Annotated in this window: 20 protein-coding genes and 3 pseudogenes; 15 read left to right on the top strand and 8 right to left on the bottom strand. The window is 68.7% G+C overall.

Annotated features, from left to right (window positions below; all coding sequences use genetic code 11):
* Positions 1-488 precede the first annotated feature (488 nt).
* The 3 pseudogenes from ACIBX3_RS56250 to ACIBX3_RS56240 all read left to right on the top strand — a co-directional run.
* Positions 489-875 (top strand): annotated as a pseudogene (locus ACIBX3_RS56250) (DUF4158 domain-containing protein); the annotation flags it as partial.
* Between the two features lie 33 nt (positions 876-908).
* Positions 909-1,681 (top strand): annotated as a pseudogene (locus ACIBX3_RS56245) (Tn3 family transposase); the annotation flags it as partial.
* Positions 1,655-1,855: pseudogene (locus ACIBX3_RS56240) on the top strand (transposase); the annotation flags it as partial. The pseudogenes ACIBX3_RS56245 and ACIBX3_RS56240, both read left to right, overlap by 27 nt.
* 128 nt (positions 1,856-1,983) lie before the next feature.
* Here the strand turns inward: ACIBX3_RS56240 and ACIBX3_RS56235 are convergent.
* Positions 1,984-2,556: a TetR/AcrR family transcriptional regulator gene (locus ACIBX3_RS56235; protein ID WP_397129055.1), complete on the bottom strand. Its 573-nt coding sequence runs from the start codon at positions 2,554-2,556 to the stop codon at positions 1,984-1,986.
* Positions 2,557-3,003: 447 nt separating this feature from the next.
* Between ACIBX3_RS56235 and ACIBX3_RS56230 the strand changes: the two genes are divergently transcribed.
* The 4 genes from ACIBX3_RS56230 to ACIBX3_RS56215 all read left to right on the top strand — a co-directional run bounded on the left by ACIBX3_RS56230 (position 3,004) and on the right by ACIBX3_RS56215 (position 5,154).
* Complete coding sequence (locus ACIBX3_RS56230; protein ID WP_397129054.1) at positions 3,004-3,795, top strand: SDR family NAD(P)-dependent oxidoreductase; 792 nt, start codon at positions 3,004-3,006, stop codon at positions 3,793-3,795.
* Between the two features lie 45 nt (positions 3,796-3,840).
* Positions 3,841-3,969 (top strand): hypothetical protein, encoded by a 129-nt coding sequence (locus ACIBX3_RS56225; protein ID WP_397129053.1) that lies wholly within the window; start codon positions 3,841-3,843, stop codon positions 3,967-3,969.
* Positions 3,970-4,032: 63 nt separating this feature from the next.
* Entirely contained in the window at positions 4,033-4,950 is a 918-nt protein-coding gene (locus tag ACIBX3_RS56220) for an alpha/beta hydrolase (protein WP_397129052.1), read from the top strand.
* A gap of 72 nt (positions 4,951-5,022) precedes the next feature.
* Positions 5,023-5,154 (top strand): hypothetical protein, encoded by a 132-nt coding sequence (locus ACIBX3_RS56215; protein ID WP_397129051.1) that lies wholly within the window; start codon positions 5,023-5,025, stop codon positions 5,152-5,154.
* Between the two features lie 77 nt (positions 5,155-5,231).
* Here ACIBX3_RS56215 and ACIBX3_RS56210 read toward each other — a convergent pair whose 3' ends face one another.
* A complete protein-coding gene (locus ACIBX3_RS56210; protein ID WP_397129050.1) occupies positions 5,232-5,699 on the bottom strand; it encodes a winged helix-turn-helix transcriptional regulator in 468 nt (155 codons plus the stop codon).
* 105 nt (positions 5,700-5,804) lie between these two features.
* On the opposite strand from ACIBX3_RS56210, the gene ACIBX3_RS56205 reads away from it, so the two are divergent.
* Positions 5,805-6,305 (top strand): PaaI family thioesterase, encoded by a 501-nt coding sequence (locus ACIBX3_RS56205; RefSeq protein ID WP_397129049.1) that lies wholly within the window; start codon positions 5,805-5,807, stop codon positions 6,303-6,305.
* 190 nt (positions 6,306-6,495) lie between these two features.
* On the opposite strand, the gene ACIBX3_RS56200 is transcribed toward ACIBX3_RS56205, so the two are convergent.
* A complete protein-coding gene (locus ACIBX3_RS56200) occupies positions 6,496-6,624 on the bottom strand; it encodes a hypothetical protein (protein WP_397129048.1) in 129 nt (42 codons plus the stop codon).
* Positions 6,625-6,897: 273 nt separating this feature from the next.
* Here ACIBX3_RS56200 and ACIBX3_RS56195 point away from each other — a divergent pair, with 273 nt between their 5' ends.
* Positions 6,898-7,488 carry a TetR/AcrR family transcriptional regulator gene (locus ACIBX3_RS56195; RefSeq protein WP_397129047.1) on the top strand — a complete coding sequence of 197 codons (591 nt, stop codon included), beginning with the start codon at positions 6,898-6,900 and terminating at the stop codon, positions 7,486-7,488.
* 364 nt (positions 7,489-7,852) lie between these two features.
* Here the strand turns inward: ACIBX3_RS56195 and ACIBX3_RS56190 are convergent, their stop codons facing one another.
* Positions 7,853-8,707, bottom strand: a complete 855-nt coding sequence (locus ACIBX3_RS56190) for a GlxA family transcriptional regulator (protein WP_397129046.1) — start codon at positions 8,705-8,707, stop codon at positions 7,853-7,855.
* 121 nt (positions 8,708-8,828) lie between these two features.
* Here ACIBX3_RS56190 and ACIBX3_RS56185 point away from each other — a divergent pair, with 121 nt between their 5' ends.
* Positions 8,829-9,110 carry a hypothetical protein gene (locus tag ACIBX3_RS56185; protein ID WP_397129045.1) on the top strand — a complete coding sequence of 94 codons (282 nt, stop codon included), beginning with the start codon at positions 8,829-8,831 and terminating at the stop codon, positions 9,108-9,110.
* Positions 9,111-9,597: 487 nt separating this feature from the next.
* Here ACIBX3_RS56185 and ACIBX3_RS56180 read toward each other — a convergent pair whose 3' ends face one another.
* Both ACIBX3_RS56180 and ACIBX3_RS56175 read right to left on the bottom strand, forming a co-directional pair.
* Entirely contained in the window at positions 9,598-9,852 is a 255-nt protein-coding gene (locus ACIBX3_RS56180; protein WP_397129044.1) for a hypothetical protein, read from the bottom strand.
* Between the two features lie 48 nt (positions 9,853-9,900).
* Positions 9,901-10,785: a recombinase family protein gene (locus ACIBX3_RS56175; RefSeq protein ID WP_397129043.1), complete on the bottom strand. Its 885-nt coding sequence runs from the start codon at positions 10,783-10,785 to the stop codon at positions 9,901-9,903.
* 230 nt (positions 10,786-11,015) lie between these two features.
* Between ACIBX3_RS56175 and ACIBX3_RS56170 the strand changes: the two genes are divergently transcribed.
* Positions 11,016-11,288 carry a hypothetical protein gene (locus ACIBX3_RS56170; protein WP_397129042.1) on the top strand — a complete coding sequence of 91 codons (273 nt, stop codon included), beginning with the start codon at positions 11,016-11,018 and terminating at the stop codon, positions 11,286-11,288.
* A 26-nt stretch (positions 11,289-11,314) separates the two neighbouring features.
* On the opposite strand, the gene ACIBX3_RS56165 is transcribed toward ACIBX3_RS56170, so the two are convergent.
* Positions 11,315-11,953, bottom strand: coding sequence for an HAD family hydrolase (locus tag ACIBX3_RS56165; RefSeq protein ID WP_397129041.1), 639 nt, complete (start codon positions 11,951-11,953; stop codon positions 11,315-11,317).
* A gap of 50 nt (positions 11,954-12,003) precedes the next feature.
* Positions 12,004-13,017 carry a LacI family DNA-binding transcriptional regulator gene (locus ACIBX3_RS56160; RefSeq protein WP_397129040.1) on the bottom strand — a complete coding sequence of 338 codons (1,014 nt, stop codon included), beginning with the start codon at positions 13,015-13,017 and terminating at the stop codon, positions 12,004-12,006.
* A 70-nt stretch (positions 13,018-13,087) separates the two neighbouring features.
* Here ACIBX3_RS56160 and ACIBX3_RS56155 point away from each other — a divergent pair, with 70 nt between their 5' ends.
* The 4 genes from ACIBX3_RS56155 (at position 13,088) to ACIBX3_RS56140 (ending at position 16,295) form a co-directional block, all read left to right on the top strand.
* Complete coding sequence (locus ACIBX3_RS56155) at positions 13,088-14,041, top strand: nucleoside hydrolase (protein WP_397129039.1); 954 nt, start codon at positions 13,088-13,090, stop codon at positions 14,039-14,041.
* On the top strand, positions 14,038-14,994 hold the full coding sequence (gene add, locus ACIBX3_RS56150; protein WP_397129037.1) for an adenosine deaminase: 957 nt from the start codon (positions 14,038-14,040) through the stop codon (positions 14,992-14,994). The genes ACIBX3_RS56155 and add overlap by 4 nt, the downstream gene beginning before the upstream one ends.
* 72 nt (positions 14,995-15,066) lie before the next feature.
* A complete protein-coding gene (locus ACIBX3_RS56145) occupies positions 15,067-15,879 on the top strand; it encodes an urea carboxylase-associated family protein (protein WP_397129036.1) in 813 nt (270 codons plus the stop codon).
* Complete coding sequence (locus ACIBX3_RS56140; RefSeq protein ID WP_397129059.1) at positions 15,762-16,295, top strand: recombinase family protein; 534 nt, start codon at positions 15,762-15,764, stop codon at positions 16,293-16,295. The genes ACIBX3_RS56145 and ACIBX3_RS56140 overlap by 118 nt, the downstream gene beginning before the upstream one ends.
* Positions 16,296-16,346 lie beyond the last annotated feature (51 nt).

The raw sequence follows: 16,346 nt of genomic DNA, 5'->3' as shown, positions 1-16,346 counted from the left end.
AGCACCGCTCGGGCCTGGGGGCCCTCCCGCGCTGTCGTTTCCTCCCGGGCGTAAACAGTAAACGCCCGGGGTTCCACGCCAGATCACGCTGAAACAACGACTCGAAACCGGCCACTGACGACCCCGCGCAGCCCACACACCCGACACCCCATCCGCGCACCGGGACACATCCACGCCCGCGGACCGCAGTTCCTCACGGGCCGCGGGCGCCAACGCCCAAAAGACCTAGGCCCATCACCACCAGGAAAAGGCAATGAAGCACACGCTTGGCATTTGCCCGACCTGCACTGATGCGGGCCTGTTCCGTTTGTTGATCACTTCCGCTACGGTTCGTACGGTCCTGACCGGTGGCGGTGTGGAGGTGGTCGATGTCGACCCGGACGTTCTCCGAAGACCAGCTGGAGCGGTTGCGGTCGTACCCCGACATCGGCCGCGACGATCCATCCGGTACTTCACCCTGACACCCGCCGACGTCGCCTTCATCGACCCTGGGCCGGGGCCTGGGTGCCGGCGATCGCCTCGGACTTGCCGTCCAGCTCGCCACGTTGCCCTGGCTCGGGCTCGTTCCGGACGAGGTTGCGGCGGCGGTGCCGGGGACGGTGGCCCGGTCGGCCGAGCGGCTGGGGGTGGACCCAGCCGCTCTTGCCGAGTACGGCCGGCGAGAGCAGACCCGCAGCGATCATCTGCGGTTGGCGGCCGGCTACCTGGGCTGGAAAAGCGCCCCGGCCGGGAGCACGGCGATGAAGGAACTGGAGCAGTTCCTTCTGGACCGGGCCATGGAACACGACTCACCAACGTTGCTCTTCAACCTGGCCACCGAGTACCTGATGGCGGCCAAGACGATCCAGCCGGGCGTGACCACGCTGGCCAAGATGGTGGCCACCGCCCGGACCAGCGCCACTGTGCTGACCTGGGAGGACGCCTTGGTCCGAGTGGTCACCCCGACCGACGGGCATGCTTGTTCGCCGGTGGAAAAACTCGGCGCGCTGGGCGAGAGCCCGTCGCTGCAGTGGCTGCGCGCGGCCTGCCAGGCGATGCTGCCGCGCATCGACCTGCCCGAGCTGCTGCTGGAGGTGCACTCCTGGATGGGGTTTCTGGACGCCTATGTCTATCTGGCCGAGGTGTCCACCCGCATGCAAGACCTGCCGAGATCGCTGGTCGCGCTGCTGATCAGCGAGGCCTGCAACGTCGGCCTCACTCCGGTGATCAAGGACGGGGACCAGGCGCTGACCCGCGGCCGCCTCTCGCACGTCGACCGGAACTACGTGCGGGCCGAGACGCACGCCGCCGCGAACGCGGTCCTGATCGAGGCCCAGCGCAGCGTGCCGATCGTGCGGTTGTGGGGCGGCGGGCTGCCGGCCTCGGTCGACGGCCTGGGGTTCGTCGTCCCGGTCCAGACGATCAATGCCGCCCCGTCGCCGAAGCACTTCGGCTACGAACGCGGCCTGACGCGGTTGAACGCAGTCAATGATCAGGTGATGGGTATCGGGCAGATGGTCGTGCCCAGCACGCCGCGCGACTCGCTGTGCAGGCGATCGCCCGAAACAAGATCAACCGGCAGAAGATCCACACCCATTGGTCGGACATGACCCGGCTCGCCGGATCGCTGGTGACCAACGATCTGCTGCGCTGCCCACTCCCGAGCGGCATCCGGCTACGCGACCTGGTACGCCTGGCGAAGATCCGCTGGCGGATCGAACACGACTACCGCGAGTTGAAGACCGGCCTGGGCCTGACCCGCTTCGAGGGCCGTTCCTTCACCGGCCGGCACCGGCACGTCACCCTCATCTCGGCCGCCCATCTGTTCCTCACCGAACGCCGTCTGACCAGCCCAAAAGCCTGCGGGGCAGCCTAACCTTCTACAGGATCCTGCACATGCTCCAGGTCCTCTTGGCCAACTGAACAGGCCAATGCCCCACCTGCCGCCAGCGACCACCATAACGACCTAACAAAGCACTAATAGCCCGTGTCCAAGATTCCGGATCAAGGCCCGTGTGGTGCAGTCAGGACTTTGTGGGTCGACTCCAGGATCTTCTCCGACAGTTCCGTGCCCGCCGTGGCACGGGCAAGCAGGATCGCGCCGACCAGAGTGGCCACCATGGGAAGGCCGTCGTCGGCGTCGGTGGACAGCCACGCGGCGAATTCCTCGACTCCGGCTGCGTACGTTTCGCGCACCTCCCCGGCTGTGGACTCGCGAGCCATGTCCCCTGCGAATCCCGCGGTGGGACAACCGGTGCCGGGCTGGTCACGGTGCTCGGCCGACAGGTAGAAGTCGACGAGGGCGCCGCGCGCGGTGTCGTGATCGCCGTGGTCGGTGTCGAACGACGCCAGCAGTAGGTCAAGGTCCCCGAAAGCGGCTTGAGCCGCCTCGGCTATCAGGGCCTCCTTGGAGGGGAACTGCTTGTAGAAGCCGCCCGTCGTCAGCCCGATGGATTTCATCAGATCGGCGACGCTGATGCCGTTCACGCCGCGCTCCCGGAAGAGCTGGGAGGCCGCGGCGACCGCGCGCCTGCGGTTCTCGATCGCTTGTGCTTGCGAAACGCGACTCACAGTCACCCTGCCCACGTTAGATAGTAAAGCGCATCTATCATATGCGAAGTGGACGGAGCCTGTACGCGGCAAACCGAGGGGCTGCCGAGCCGGAGACCGCACTGCTCGCCCCAAGCGTCCGGGGGTGATCCGACGGCGATTGGAGGCGGCTCGCGTTGTGCTCGGCGGGTGTGCGCCGTGCAGGTCTCCGCAGGGATGTCGCTCGCCGTGCCCGCGCGCTCGTCGTGAGGGCAGTACACGAAACCGTTCGCGGCGACCATGCGCCTGAGGGGTCTCCATTCGAACCTGATCGGCCGCCGACTCTATGGCCTCGCGTGCACGTCGAGCAGTCTCCGAGCGCGGGCGGCATCGGGGGGCGTTGACTGAGCACCTTTAGATAGCTATCGTAATCTAAATCGAGGCCGACGCTCTGGCCTCCCACTCATCCGCCAGACCAGAAATGAGATTCACCCCATGACCACGCAGAACAAGACCGCCGTCGTCACCGGCGCGTCCGCCGGCCTGGGCGCCGCCTACGCGCAGCGGCTTGCCGACCGGGGCTACGACCTGATCCTGGTGGCCCGGAACACTGCGAGGCTGGAAACGCTGGCGTCGGACATCCGCAGCCGCACGGGCCGCGCAGTGGACGTCGTCACCGCCGACCTCACCGATGCGGCGCAGATCTCCGTGGTCGAGGAGCGTCTACGAACCGACGAGAGCATCGAAGTACTGATCAACAACGCCGGCGGGTCGCTGTTCACCCCGCTGGCAACCTCCGACGCGGCGACCTCCGAGGCGCTGATCAACCTCAACGTGACATCGCTGACCAGGCTGACCACCGCGGTCCTGCCGGGCCTGACGGCCCGCGGGCGCGGCACCGTGGTGAACATCTCCTCTGCCCTGGCTCTCAACATCCTGCCCGTCAGCGCCGTCTACAGCGGCACCAAGAGCTACGTGCTGACGTTCACCCAGGCCCTGCAGCAGGAACTCGCCGAGAGCCCCGTCACGGTGCAGGCCGTGCTGCCGGGCGCTGTCCGCACGGATTTCTGGGACGGCTCCGGCCTCGACCTCGCGGCGTTCCCCGACGAGTGGATCATGAGCGCGGACGACGCCGTCGACGCGGCGCTCGCCGGCCTCGACGCCGGGGAGCCCGTCACCATCCCGTCACTGCCGCAGATCAGCGACTGGGAGTCGTTCGAGAAGGCCCGTCAGACGCTCGTCCCGAACCTGTCGCAGCGGGTCCCGGCCGATCGCTACCGCGGCTGACCGCCGCGCCGGCTGGGCCTGGCCGACGTCGTCACCGTCGGCGTGATGGCACTGGCCAACCCCGGCCTGGTCGAGCGCGTACGCACAGGCGCGCCGCTGAACACGCCCGCCCCCGCCACCTTCTACGGCGGCGGCGAGGCCGGCTGCACCCACTACCCCACCCACACCACCTGACAAACCCCGGCGCTACCGGTCCTGGCGGGTCGGCATGCCCAAATGGCCCCATGGAGGTGCCACGTGTCTGATCACGCTGCCGTTGAACTGAGCCCGGAAGCGATCGAATTCGCAGACTTCATGGCCGGACTGGTGATTCCCGAATCCGAGTTGGATGCGACGCGCACCCGGGTGGAGAGCGTCCATCTCACGGCCCGGGAGCCGGAAGGTGTCACCTATCGGGAGGTGGACGCGGGTGGTGTGCTGGGAATCTGGTGCGAACCCGTCGACGCCAACACCGATTACGTCCTCCTGCACACTCACGCCGGGGGCTCGGTTCTGTCGTCGGCATTCGTCGACCGAAAGCTCGCCGGCCATATCGCCAAGGCCGCCGGGGCCCCCGTACTGGTCCTGGACTTCCGGCGCGCACCGGAACACAAGTACCCGGCTCAGGTGGACGACGCGGAGGCGGCCTTCACCTGGCTGCTGTCCGAAGGGTATGCGCCGGGAAACATCATCACGATCGGCCACTCGATCGGCGGGTTCATCGCCGTCGCCCTGGCGCTTCGCCTCCGCGACAAGAAGCAGCCGCTGCCGGGCGCCATCGTGTCGATCTCCCCCTGGTGCGACCTCGAGATCGCCAACGAGACCATGGCGACCAACGCCGGGACGGACAAGATCCTCAGCAAGGATCTGCTGGAGTTCTTCCGGGAGTCCTGGATCGGCGGCACGGGCATCGAGTTCACGGACACCAGGATCAACCTGAACCGGGCGGACCTGAGCGGTCTGCCCCCGACCCTCGTCTCCTGGGGAACGTACGAGGTCCTCGCCGGCGAGGACGAGGAGTTCGCCGCCCGCGTCAAGGACGCCGGAATCGACACGGCGACCGTTGTGGTCCCGGGAGGCCAGCACTCGTACGTCTACGGTGCCGGCCGGGTCCCGGAGGCCGACGCCGCCATCGCACAGATCGGCGCGTGGGTCCGCGAGAAGACCAAGATCTGACCGAGCGGTACAGGCTCGGCAGTCGCAAGATCCGCGCGCCTGCCGGATCGGGACGGGGGAACGGACGCGAACATGGCCTGCGGTGGCGCGCAGGTCCGCGACGCCCGCGACCTCGTCCCGCTCCTGCCTCCCATGCCGCCTCTGCCGGCCCGGCTCGTCCAGCGCCCTCCCGGCGACGGCGCGCCGAAGTCGATCGTGCGCTGAGGGCAAAAGGCGGCGGAGTACGCGGCACTCAGCTGATGTCTCACCGCTGTCTGGCCCGCGGCCGCGAGGTCGATGGCTCACGATCGGAGGCGGGCGCCTGTTCCCAGCCGGGCGGTGACTTCACGGGGAGTGAGGGTGGAGTGCTCCGCGGAGCACTCGACGACGACGCGGACCGGGGCGTCGCACTCGGTGTGGCGGACGTCCAGTACGGGACCCTCGGAGCCGAGGGTGTATGCCTCGCCCCACTGGCTCAGCGCCATCAGAACGGGCCATAGGTCCCAGCCCTTGCGGGTCAGGCGGTATTCGTTGCGGGAGCGGCTGCCGGGCTCCTGGTAGGGGACGGTCTTCAGGATGCCGGCCGAGGTCAGCTTGCGGAGGCGGTCGCTGAGGACGGCCTCCGACAGGCCGATGTGGCGGTGGAAGTCGTCGAAGCGGCGGACTCCGTTGACGGCGTCACGCAGGATCAGCAACGTCCATTTCTCCCCGATCACGTCGAGCGTGCGCTGGACGGGGCAGTTCTCCGTGCTCGCCTCGAGCCACTCCATCCCGCCATCGTAAAGGGCCTGGCTTCGCCATTGACAGTCAGGCGATCAAAAGCCTAGCTTCACTTGAAAAAGTCAGCTGACAGTCAGAGGGAAGGGCGCTGGACCGTGGGGCGAACGCGTACGTATCACTGGGACGATCCCGCGATCTTGGCGGAGACCGCCGGGCGCATGGCCGGCATCGACTTCCTGCGCGAACTGCAGGCGGGGCGGCTGCCGAGGCCGCCGATCAACTCCACCGTCGACTTCGCCCTGGACGAGGTGGAGCCCGGCAGGGCGGTCTTCTCGCTGACACCGGGCGAGGAGCACTACAACCCGATCGGCAGCGTGCACGGTGGCATCTTCGCCACCTTGCTCGACTCGGCGGCGGGCTGCGCCGTCCAGTCCACCCTCCCGCAGGGCATGGCGTACACCTCGCTCGATCTGACCGTGAAGTTCCTGCGACGGATCACCGTGGACACGGGCCCGGTGCGCGCCATCGGCACGATTGTCAACAGCGGTCGTCGAACCGCTCTCGCCCAGGCGCAGTTGGTCGACGCGACGGACCGACTGCTCGCCCACGCCACCAGCAGCTGCCTGATCTTTCCGGTGCCCGCCCCTCAGGTGTGACTGCGCAGGCAGGGCCCTCGGTCCGTGGGGTAGCCGGGACAACGGGGAGTGCATCGATATTCCGCTCGGCGGCGGCCCGCTGCCCCTTGGTGCCCCGTCGATTGTGGGGCTGGTGTGTGTCGCAGCCATGCCTGAGCGCCCGGGGAGACGTTTCCCTCGGGTGCCGGGTGCCGGGTGCCGGGTGCTCTGCTCAGGCGGCGTAGGTGGGGTAGTCGGTGTAGCCGGCCTCGCCGCCGCCGTAGAAGGTGGCGGGTTCAGGGGTGTTCAGGGGGGCGTCGGCGCCTACGCGCTCGACCAGGTCGGGGTTGGCGAGTGCCATCGTGCCGACGGTGATGACGTCGGCCAGGCCGTCTTCGGCGACGCGCGCGGAACAGCGGACGCGAACTGCCCTGTCAGCCCTCTGGAGCGCGGTTGCTTCGCCTGGCTCGCGCCTGGCAAGGCGGACCTTGGTGCGATTGCCGCAGAGGGCAACTGGCGACGAGGCGGCCGACCGTCGCCGCCGCCAATTCTTTGGATTACGTTCGCAATATCATAGACTGGCGAAGTCGGTGAAGGGCAACCGGTCCTTCCGGTCGGCGAAGGAGCGTGTGCGGTGGTGCGGTACGGAAAAGAGCACAAGCAGGAGACGAGGCGGCGGATCATCGAGATGGCGGGCCGCCGGTTCAAGCGAGACGGCATCGACGGCTCCGGCGTTTCGACGCTCATGAAGGACGCGGGGCTGACCAATGGGGCCTTCTACGCTCACTTTGAATCCAAAGATGACCTCGTCACCACGGCAATCGCCGACCAGTTGAAGGTGCAGGCCGAGAGCGTCGTCGCGCAGGCTGCGCCTGGCCGTGCCGGACTCGAGCAGATTGTGCGGGGGTACCTGTCGCCCCAGCACCGCGACAGCCTTGGCGACGGCTGCCCCAACGCCGCTCTGCTCGACGAGATCGGGCGCTGCACCGACACAACCAGGCAGGCGTACACCGAGGGCGTGCTGGTCCTCATCGACGGCATTGCCGCCCGCATGGCGCCCGAGGCCCCGTCCTCCGCACGCGTGAAGGCGCTCAGCCTTCTCGGCCTGATGGCCGGGACCCTGCAGCTTTCCCGCGCCTTGACAGACAGTCAACTCGTCCATGAGCTCCTCGATCAGGGGATCGACAATGCCCTCACCCTGCTGGACGCCTGGCAGCGCGTCTGACGCACCACACCCCTAGCCCCAGACTCACCAGTTCATCAAGGATCCGTGGTGACTTGATAGCAGCGGAACCTCAGCTCACAAGGGGTGGAGGTGTCCGCGTAGGCCGTGAATCCTGCAGGCGTCCATGCATCGCTCATGCGTTCTACCGAACAGGGTCAAAGACGGTAGTCTAACGTTCACTTAGGGTGAAAGTCGGGGTTGGGGGTGCTGGTCATGCGGGCGTACCGGTTCGCTGTCGATCCGGCACGTCGAGTCGTCGGCGGCGAGGACCCGCAAGTTTAAATTACGCTCGTAATGCTACGTGGGGGCTTCAGTGATCGCAAGCACTCTGCGCGGAGACGGGAGCGTGTGTGTTGCCTTGCGCTCAGTGCATGGGAGACAGGGCGCCACGGAAGGTGCGCCGGTAGGCGAGCGGGGAGACGCCGATGGCGGCATGCAGGTGTTCTCGTAGCGATGTGCCGCCGGCGAAGCCGACTTGGCCGGCGATCTCGTCCACCGGCAGATCCGTGGCTTCCAGGAGGTGTCGTGCCCGGTCGACGCGCTGCTGGATCAGCCGACGTCCCGGGCTCATGCCCACCTCTTCGGTGAAGCGGCGGGCAAAGGTGCGCAGGCTCATGTGGGAGTGCGCGGCGAGGTCCGCCAGGGTCATCGGCTCGTGGAGGTTCTCCAGGGCCCACTGGCGGGCGGGGGCCGTTCCGTTGACGGTGGTTTCGGGTACCGGGTGCTGGATGTACTGCGCCTGCCCTCCGTCGCGCCATGGAGGGACGACGCACATGCGGGCCACCTGGTTGGCGACTTCACTGCCGTGGTCCTTGCGGATGAGATGCAGGCAGATGTCGATCCCGGAGGCGGCGCCTGCTGAGGTCAGTATGTCCCCGTCGTCGATGAACAGAACGTCCGGATCGAGTGCGACCTGCGGGAAGCATGCGCGGAAGAGATCCGCGACCACCCAGTGGGTGGTGGCCGGCCGACCGTCGAGGAGACCGGCTGCGGCGAGGACGAAGGCGCCGGTGCAGATTGATACGAGGCGGGCGCCCGGCGCCACGAACGCTAGCGCCTGGACCACGGCTTGCTGCACTTCCCGGGGCACGGGGGTGGTGATGAAGGGCGGGATGACGACGGTGTCGGCGGTGCCCAGCGCCTCCGGGCCGTGCTCGACGGTGATCGAGAAGTCGGAGTTGGTGCGTACCGGGCGGCCGTCGGCTGACCTTACGGGCACGCTCTTTCACCTCGAGGGCACACATAGGGCACACGAAGCTGGCAGGGCGCCCCGACCGTGACACCCCAAACGCGTTGGCGAGCATGGGCGAGGCGCCTGCTGGCGGCGTACCGTCTGCGTCGTGACCCCTTCCGTGCCCCCCGACGGCCAGGAGGCCGTGCCGCCCGCCGGAGGCAGCGACGCGATCACCGTGCTGCTGGACGCGAGCCGCCGCTATGCCACGCACGTGCGGCTGCTGGTCGACCAGCTCGCCCAGACCCGGCCGGACGCCGACGACGGCGGCCTGATCGAGGATGCCCTGTACGAGGTCACCGAGGCGGCCGCGATGGCCAGGCGCGCCGGCGATAGTCCGTCACATCCGACGCCGGTGTTCCAGGCGCGAGGGGCGTGGGGCGCGGCTTGATCAGCTCCCACTCGCCATCCGTCAGGTCACCACGAGCCATGGCCTCCTTTTACAGGAGGCCGAACCGAACCAGCCCATGATCCGAACCAAGAACAGGACCTAGCATGAATAGATCCCTCGCCCACGAGGTGCCGCTACACCTGCGTAATTGAACGACTTGGTCGTTGAGCCGGAGATCGTGTGATCCGTGTCGCGCAAGACGGGAATGTCCACACAGAATGTCCGGCTCGTCGAGCACGTGTTCTGCACCTTCACATATCGGCTGAGCCCTTTGCTATACCATTCCTTCACTGACAGGCAGGCGGCTGAGGTGCTGCTCGCGCCCGATGAAATTTGAGTCGATGCCTGGGCGGGGGTCAGACCGCCTGATAGGAACGTCGCTGCGATTAGTCCGCCTGCCAAGGCGTAGGTCCTACGTGCCAGCATGGTGTTCTCCCTTACGAGTTGTCCCGGGGCCATCTGCACTTGTGGCCGCATCAGGGATGGATCATGAGGCTGACGATACGGCGGAGCGGTATATCGTCGGTATTGCTCTGGTATAGAGCTCGGTCGCACTGATGGGCCGGTGGAGGATAAGGCTTTCGCCTACCCGCTGGCCTACCGTGTTCAGCAGCTCCTCGACGTCGGCCGGCACCACGTCGGCGGTGACCTCCGCGATGTGGCGCCGCCAGTCGACGTAGGGGCCGCCCGGAGGGGTCCGGTCGTCGCCCTCGTTGGGGTTGCCGTAACATCCGCCGAACATCCAACGCATTTGGCTGACCGGCGGAAATGGTTACTTGAAACCCCGTGATCATCCCGGGACCGACGCTGATGGCGCCGCGGCGTTCGCCTCATCATGGTCGCGAAGCATTCGCAGGACGGTGGCCGGGGAGGGATGGCGGCCCTTCTTCTTGCCCTTGGTGATGACGAGGCGGGCGGCGATGTCGCGCAAGCTGAGGTCCTGTCCACGCAGGTGCAGGGCCATGGACAACATGGCCTCGTCGGTCACAGCGGCGCCACCGATGGTCTTGCCGCGGCTGCGGGCCGATTCGTGGCCTTCCAGGGTGCGGTCGCGGATGTATTCGCGTTCCATCCCGGACAGCGCGGCGAGCACGGTGAACACGACGCCGGACGGGTCGTGGGAGCCCTGCAGCTCGCCGGTGAGGAACTCCAGGGCGATGCCGGCGGCGCGCAGTTGCTCGGCCAGGGCGGCCAGGTCGAGGCCGCGGCCGAGCCGCTTGTGCTCGTGGACCACGAGGGTGACCGCGACGCCTGCGGAGCGGAGCTCGCGGGCCAGGGCGACGGCCTTGTCGAGTTCGGGCCGGATGGTGGCGCGGGTGGAGATCTTCTCGGAGAAGATCCGGGTGACGCCGGCGGCCTGGAGCGCGTCGAGCTGGGTGTCCAGGGACTGGCGGACGGCGGAGGCGCGGGCGTAGCCGATGCGGACGTGCCCGGCCGGTTCGGTGCCGGCCGCGGCGGGGCGGGGCAGTTCGATCCAGAGCGTGCCCGGCTTGCGGACAGCCGGGGTGGCCACAGTGAGCGCTTTGGCGAGGGAGGGCACGAGCCGGAAGCGGGCGGTGTGGTACTGGACGGCCACCTTGCCCTTGCCGGTCCGGCAGGGCGAGCCGGCCGGGGCGGCGCAGGAGGTCATCGGGCAGTCGTGGGCCTCCACGCGGAGGTAGTCGTCGTCGCGCACCCCGGAGGTGTTTCATAGGAGCGTTTCACACGACCACCCGGTTGCACCGGCCCATGAAACAGTGTTCGCCCTGGACGTGTCCGGCCGGAGGCGGTGTTTCATAGGTGGTCGCTTATGAAACATCTCGCCGCCTACACGGCCGAGAGTGTGGGGCATTTTCCGCGAGCGCTAACGGCCGCTTCAACGCCAAAGCCGTCGACAGAACGTAGCGGCGATTACAGAGAGCTACTTTGGGGCTGGTCGCGCGGACCCGAGTGGCGCCCCTCGACGGGCAGTGGCGATACCAGTCGAGCAAGTCCGGGCCGGAGACCGGGTTCGAGACCTGGTACGGCAGCACGAGCGTCGCCGCGGCCGCGCTCGCGCTCCAGCCGGGCGAGCACACGATCTCCCTGGCGCCTCGTGAGGCCGGGCTGGTCCTCAACCAGATCGTCCTGACCACGGACGACACACCCGGGCTCACCGGCTTCCAGACCCCCAGCGGCCGGAAGGCGGGCGCGTCATGACGCCCTGACATCGAGCGGGAAACGCCTCAGCCCGTGGCGCTCTCCTGAGCTCCGGACGCGAAGGCCAGAATGTGCGGGACCGCCTCGCGCAGGCTGACGAAGTGGCGGTGGACGCCCTGCACCGCGGTGGCGGCGTTCACCCCCCACACCGTCATTCCGGCACGCAGCCCGGACTCCACCCCCGACGGGGCATCCTCGACGACCAGGCAGTCTCCCGGCCCGGCACCCAGGTGAGCGGCCGCCTTCTGATACGGGACAGGAGACGGCTTTCCCTCCTCGACGGCGGCCGCGTCCACGATCAGGCCCGGCGTGGGCAGGCCGGTGCGCAGAAAACGGCCGCGTACCCGGTGCTCATAGTTCGAGGTCACCAACGCCCAGGCTCGTGGCGGCAGCCGGTGCAGCAGCTCCGACGCGCCGTCGAAGGCCGTATAGTCGCCACTTCGGACGTCCTCGTCCTCCAGCTCGTGCAGCGTGGCCAGGCACTCACGCGGATCACGGTCCGCGGCCATCCGCGCGAACGTCTCGGTCGGCCGCGTCCGCAAGGCCACGCGGTAGACCTCGTCCGGGTCCAGCCCGTATCGCCCCGCCCACGCCCGCCAGACCTCGCGCTGGTTACGCACCGCGTCGATCAGTGTGCCGTCCACATCGAACAGGACGTACTTCATGCGGCCGCCCGCGATCACGGCAGGCGATGGCGAGCCCGTGCCCTGCGGCCTCACGCGCCTGGGCCGCTCTGCCACCCGCACCCGCAGCTGCGTCTGATGACCAGGGGTGCCCGCGCGGTCAGCGTACGGGAAGCCTGGCCGAGCAGCAGGTCGACGGCCTGTTCGGCCATGGCTCGCAACGGCTGCCGGGTGGCCGTCAGCGCCGGCGCGGTGTGGGCGCTGTCCGGGGTTCCGTCGAGGCTGATCACGGCGATCCCGTCGGGAGCGGGAAACCCGCAGGCCCAGGCGCCGGACAGGACCCCGATGGCCTGCTCGTCGGTGGCGGTGATCAGAGCACGTGGCAGGGCGCCTTCGGCGGCGAGGCGCCGGATCAAGGCGTCGGCCGCGGCGCGCGAGTAGTCACAGCGCAGCAGCACGGCCTCGGCGCCGCCGGCGACGGCCGTCTGCCACGCCGCCCTGCGCAGGCCCACAGGACCGGCGTCGTCCGGGCCGGCCAGGAAGGTGATGTGCTCGTGCCCGTGTTCGCGCAGGTGCGCGACCGCCTCCCGGACGGCGGCGTCGTTGTCGGCCGCCACCACCGGAGCGTGCCCGCCGACCGGGCCGTGGTGAACGTACACGGCGGGTACGTTCATCGTTTCGGGCCGATCCGCCTCATCGCGGCCCTCGTCGGCCGAGACGATCACCAGCCCGTCGACCTGGGCGGCCAGGAAACGGTCGATGAGGTGCCGCTGGCGGTCCGCGGAGTAGCCCGCGTTGCCGATCAGGGTGAGCCGGTCACGCCGTTCGAGCGCCTGCTCGATGTGCCTGGCCAGGGCGCCGAAGTAGGGATTGGACGCGTCGGCCAGCACCAGGCCGACCACGCCCGTGGTGCGTGAGCGCAGCGCGCGGGCGATGCGGTTGGGGCGGTAGCCGAGTTCCGCCGCCGCGGCCAGGACACGCTCGCGGGTCGCGGCGGCGACCGGGCGGGGACCGTTGTTGATCACATAGCTGACGACCGCCGTCGAGGTCCCCGCTCTGCGGGCCACGTCGGCGAGCGTGGCCGGCTTGTCTGCGCGTTGCGTCATGATGGTTTACATCCTGGCATCTAATCGGTTAGATAGACAAAAATCTAAACGATTAGACAATGGAGTGGCCATGCCGACTCTCCCCCTGATCGTCGACACCGACACCGGTTCCGACGACGCGGTGGCACTGCTCCTGGCCGCCGCCAGCGGTCTGGGCGACATACGCGCCGTGACCACCGTGGCGGGCAACGTCCCCCTACCGACGGCCACCCGCAACGCCCTCATCTCCCTCCACATGGCCGGGCGCGCGGACATCCCCGTCCATCCCGGCTGCGAACGCCCCATGACGCGTCCGCTCACCACCGCCCAGCACGTGCACGGCCAGGACGGAATGGGCGACATCGGCCTGCCCGACCCGCCCCAGGCCGCCGAACGGCGGCACGCCGTCGAGGTCCTGCTGTCCGCCCCTCACCGGCGCCCGGGCGAACTGACGCTGGTCACCCTGGGCCCGCTCACCAACCTCGCCGCCGCCCTGCTGCGTGATCGCGACCTGCTCACCCGTTACCGGCACGTGTACTGCATGGCCGGGGCCGCCGACCTGCGCGGCAACATCTCCGCCACCGCCGAGTTCAACGCCTGGGCCGACCCGGAGGCCGCCCGGGTGGTGCTCCAGGCCGCCACACCGGACAAGGTCACCTGGATCGGCTGGGACGTCTCCCGCACCGACGCCGTCATGACACCCGAAGACCAACTACGGCTGGAGCGGCTCGGCACTCCCCTGGCGACCTTCGCCCATCACATCAACCGGGCCGTCGCCACATGGGCCCGCGACGTCACCGGCCTGGCCGGATACGACCTGCCCGACCCCGTCGCCATGGCGGTGGCACTGCGCCCCGAACTCGCCGTCGAACGCGAGCAGGCGCACGTGGACATCGCCCTCGGCGATGAGACCCGCGGCCAGCTGATCATCGACCGCCGCCGCACGGCTCCCCCGCCCAACCTGACACTGGTACGCCGAGTCAGCGAAACCGGCTTCAAGGAGTTGCTCTTCGACACCTGTGCCCGCCCGGAGGCCCACCGATGAACCGCTACGAACTGCACTGCCACCTCGACGGCTCCGTACGCCCCGCCACGGTCGCCGACCTGGCACGCCGACAAGGCCTCACTCTCGACGGCCCCGTCGATCACCTGGTCACGGCACCACCCGACTGCGGCAGTCTGACCCGATTCCTCACCTATATCGACCTGCCGCTCCAAGTGCTGCAAACCCCCGACGCCCTCCACCGGGCAGCCCGCGAACTGGTCGAGGACTGGAACGCCGACGGCGTCGTCCACGGCGAAGTTCGCTTCGCCCCGCAGCTGCACACCCGCCACGGCATGACCCTGGACGAGGCCGTCCAGGCGGTCTCCGCTGGACTCGCGGCGGGACGACAGGCCACCGGCGTCCGCACCGGGCTGCTGCTGTGCTGCCTGCGGCACCAGACACCGGACGAAAGTCTCGCCGTCGCCGAGACGGCGCTCCGGCACCGCGACAAGGTGACCGGACTCGACCTCGCCGGCGACGAACGGCTCCACACCGCCACACCGCACCGGGCCGCCTTCGACCTCGCCCACCAGGCGGGACTCCCCTGCACCGTCCACGCCGGCGAGGCGGCAGGCCCCCGCAGCATCTGGGAGGCGATCGACGTGCTCGGCGCCCGCCGGATCGGCCACGGCGTCCGCTGCGTCGAAGACGGCGCGCTGCTCGAACGGCTGCGACGCGACAAGATCGCCCTGGAGATGTGCCCGACCAGCAACGTCCAGACCGGCGCCGTCCCCGGCCTGACGACACACCCGGCGACCCGGCTCCTGGCCGGCGGGTTGACGATCACCATCAGCACCGACACGCGCACCACCTCGGCGACCACCCTGACGCGGGAGTTCGCCCACCTGCGCGCGGCGTCCTCCTGGACGGCCGCCCAGGAGGAGCTCGTGCAGGCTCACGCCGCCGACGCGGCCTTCCCCACCACCCCGCCCGACAGCGTTCCCTGGAGATAGCGCCAGCGATCACCCCCATCGCTGGGCGATCATCCATAGGCCGGGACGGGCCCGCGATGGTCTTCTGGCGTCATGAGAGCTGAAACACGCACCATCGTGCCCGCCCGCGAAGGCCGTGCCGTACGAGTGACCGCCGGGCAGCGCGTCAGCGTCGTCGACCTGGAGGGCGGCCAGGTCGGCGACGTCTTCGCCTTCGTCCCCGCCGCAACCCTGACCGAGCACCTCAGCGCCGCCCACACCCGCGCCCACGCCAACCGGCTCTTCCCCGCCGTGGGGCAACAGTTCGTCACCGACCGCCGCCGCCCCATCCTCACCCTGATCGCCGACACCTCCCCGGGCTGGCACGACATGCTGATCCCGGCCTGCGACCAGGCCCGCTACGCCGCACTGGGAGCGAAGAACGGCCACGCCTCCTGCGCAGACAACCTGGACCGGGCCCTCACCGCACTGGGGCTGTCCGTCCCCTTCACCCCCCAGCCGGTGAACGTGTTCATGGCCCCCCACTCGGGTCCGCGTCACCAGCCGCAAAGTAACGCTGAGCAATCGTCGTTACTCTATGTGGTCGCGAGGTTGGTCATCTCAGTGTCGGATAACGACCGTCTGTCGACACTCGCCGAGTCGATCACGGAACCGCAGGTGAGTACTGTCGATAACTCGTGTCGAAAATCAATGTCGGTGAACGGTGCGTGGAGTAGATTTCGACAGCGCTCTTCGGCTACGCGCGGATCAGTACCGCCGACCAGAACCCCGACCACCAGATCGACGCGCTGCTGCGCGCGGGCGTCGACCGCGATGCCATCCATCTGGACAAGGCCAGTGGCGCAAAGGCTTCTCGGCCCAGCCTCGACCTGGTCCTCAAGCTGCTGCGCGAAGGCGACACGCTGAAGGTCACCCGGCTGGACCGGCTGTCGCGCTCAGTCCTGCACTTGGTCACCCTCGGGGCGGACCTGCGGATGCGCGGGGTGGGACTGCATGTGATCGAGCAGGGCATCGACACCGACACGATGGAGGGCCGCGCGATGTTCGGCATGCTGTCGGTCCTGGCCGAGCTGCAGCGCGAGCTGATCGTGGCCAACACGATGGACGGCCTGGCCTGCGCCCGTGCCCGCGGCCGGGTCGGCGGACGCAGGCCCAAGCTCACCGCCGACCAGGCCACCCTCGCCCAGCAGCTGTACGACGCGCGAGACAAAACCGTTCAACAGATCGCGGACCTGTTCGGGGTGCCACGCTCGACGGTGTACGGGCACCTGAAGGGCGACACCGTGCCTCGCCAGCCAAAGAAGACCCTGGACAGGGGGTAGTCGGGGCGCGGGGCCGGTGTTTTGTTTGTCGTGGCTGGAGCTACCGGCCCC

This window comes from Nonomuraea sp. NPDC049480 (genome assembly GCF_044465905.1).
Classification (GTDB): domain Bacteria; phylum Actinomycetota; class Actinomycetes; order Streptosporangiales; family Streptosporangiaceae; genus Nonomuraea.
The sequence above is the reverse complement of the archived record's forward strand: the minus strand, read 5'-3'. Positions and strand labels throughout refer to the sequence as shown.

What these genes read in the sequence shown, in the direction of transcription:
- ACIBX3_RS56155 (WP_397129039.1), top strand. Translation starts at nt 13,088, where the DNA reads ATGCCGACTCTCCCCCTGATCGTCGACACCGACACCGGTTCCGACGAC.
- ACIBX3_RS56200 (WP_397129048.1), bottom strand. Translation starts at nt 6,624, where the DNA reads ATGGCACTCGCCAACCCCGACCTGGTCGAGCGCGTAGGCGCCGACGCC.
- ACIBX3_RS56230 (WP_397129054.1), top strand. Translation starts at nt 3,004, where the DNA reads ATGACCACGCAGAACAAGACCGCCGTCGTCACCGGCGCGTCCGCCGGC.
- ACIBX3_RS56160 (WP_397129040.1), bottom strand. Translation starts at nt 13,017, where the DNA reads ATGACGCAACGCGCAGACAAGCCGGCCACGCTCGCCGACGTGGCCCGC.
- ACIBX3_RS56225 (WP_397129053.1), top strand. Translation starts at nt 3,841, where the DNA reads ATGGCACTGGCCAACCCCGGCCTGGTCGAGCGCGTACGCACAGGCGCG.
- ACIBX3_RS56145 (WP_397129036.1), top strand. Translation starts at nt 15,067, where the DNA reads ATGAGAGCTGAAACACGCACCATCGTGCCCGCCCGCGAAGGCCGTGCC.
- ACIBX3_RS56215 (WP_397129051.1), top strand. Translation starts at nt 5,023, where the DNA reads ATGGCCTGCGGTGGCGCGCAGGTCCGCGACGCCCGCGACCTCGTCCCG.
- add (WP_397129037.1), top strand. Translation starts at nt 14,038, where the DNA reads ATGAACCGCTACGAACTGCACTGCCACCTCGACGGCTCCGTACGCCCC.
- ACIBX3_RS56165 (WP_397129041.1), bottom strand. Translation starts at nt 11,953, where the DNA reads ATGAAGTACGTCCTGTTCGATGTGGACGGCACACTGATCGACGCGGTG.
- ACIBX3_RS56210 (WP_397129050.1), bottom strand. Translation starts at nt 5,699, where the DNA reads ATGGAGTGGCTCGAGGCGAGCACGGAGAACTGCCCCGTCCAGCGCACG.
- ACIBX3_RS56180 (WP_397129044.1), bottom strand. Translation starts at nt 9,852, where the DNA reads ATGTTCGGCGGATGTTACGGCAACCCCAACGAGGGCGACGACCGGACC.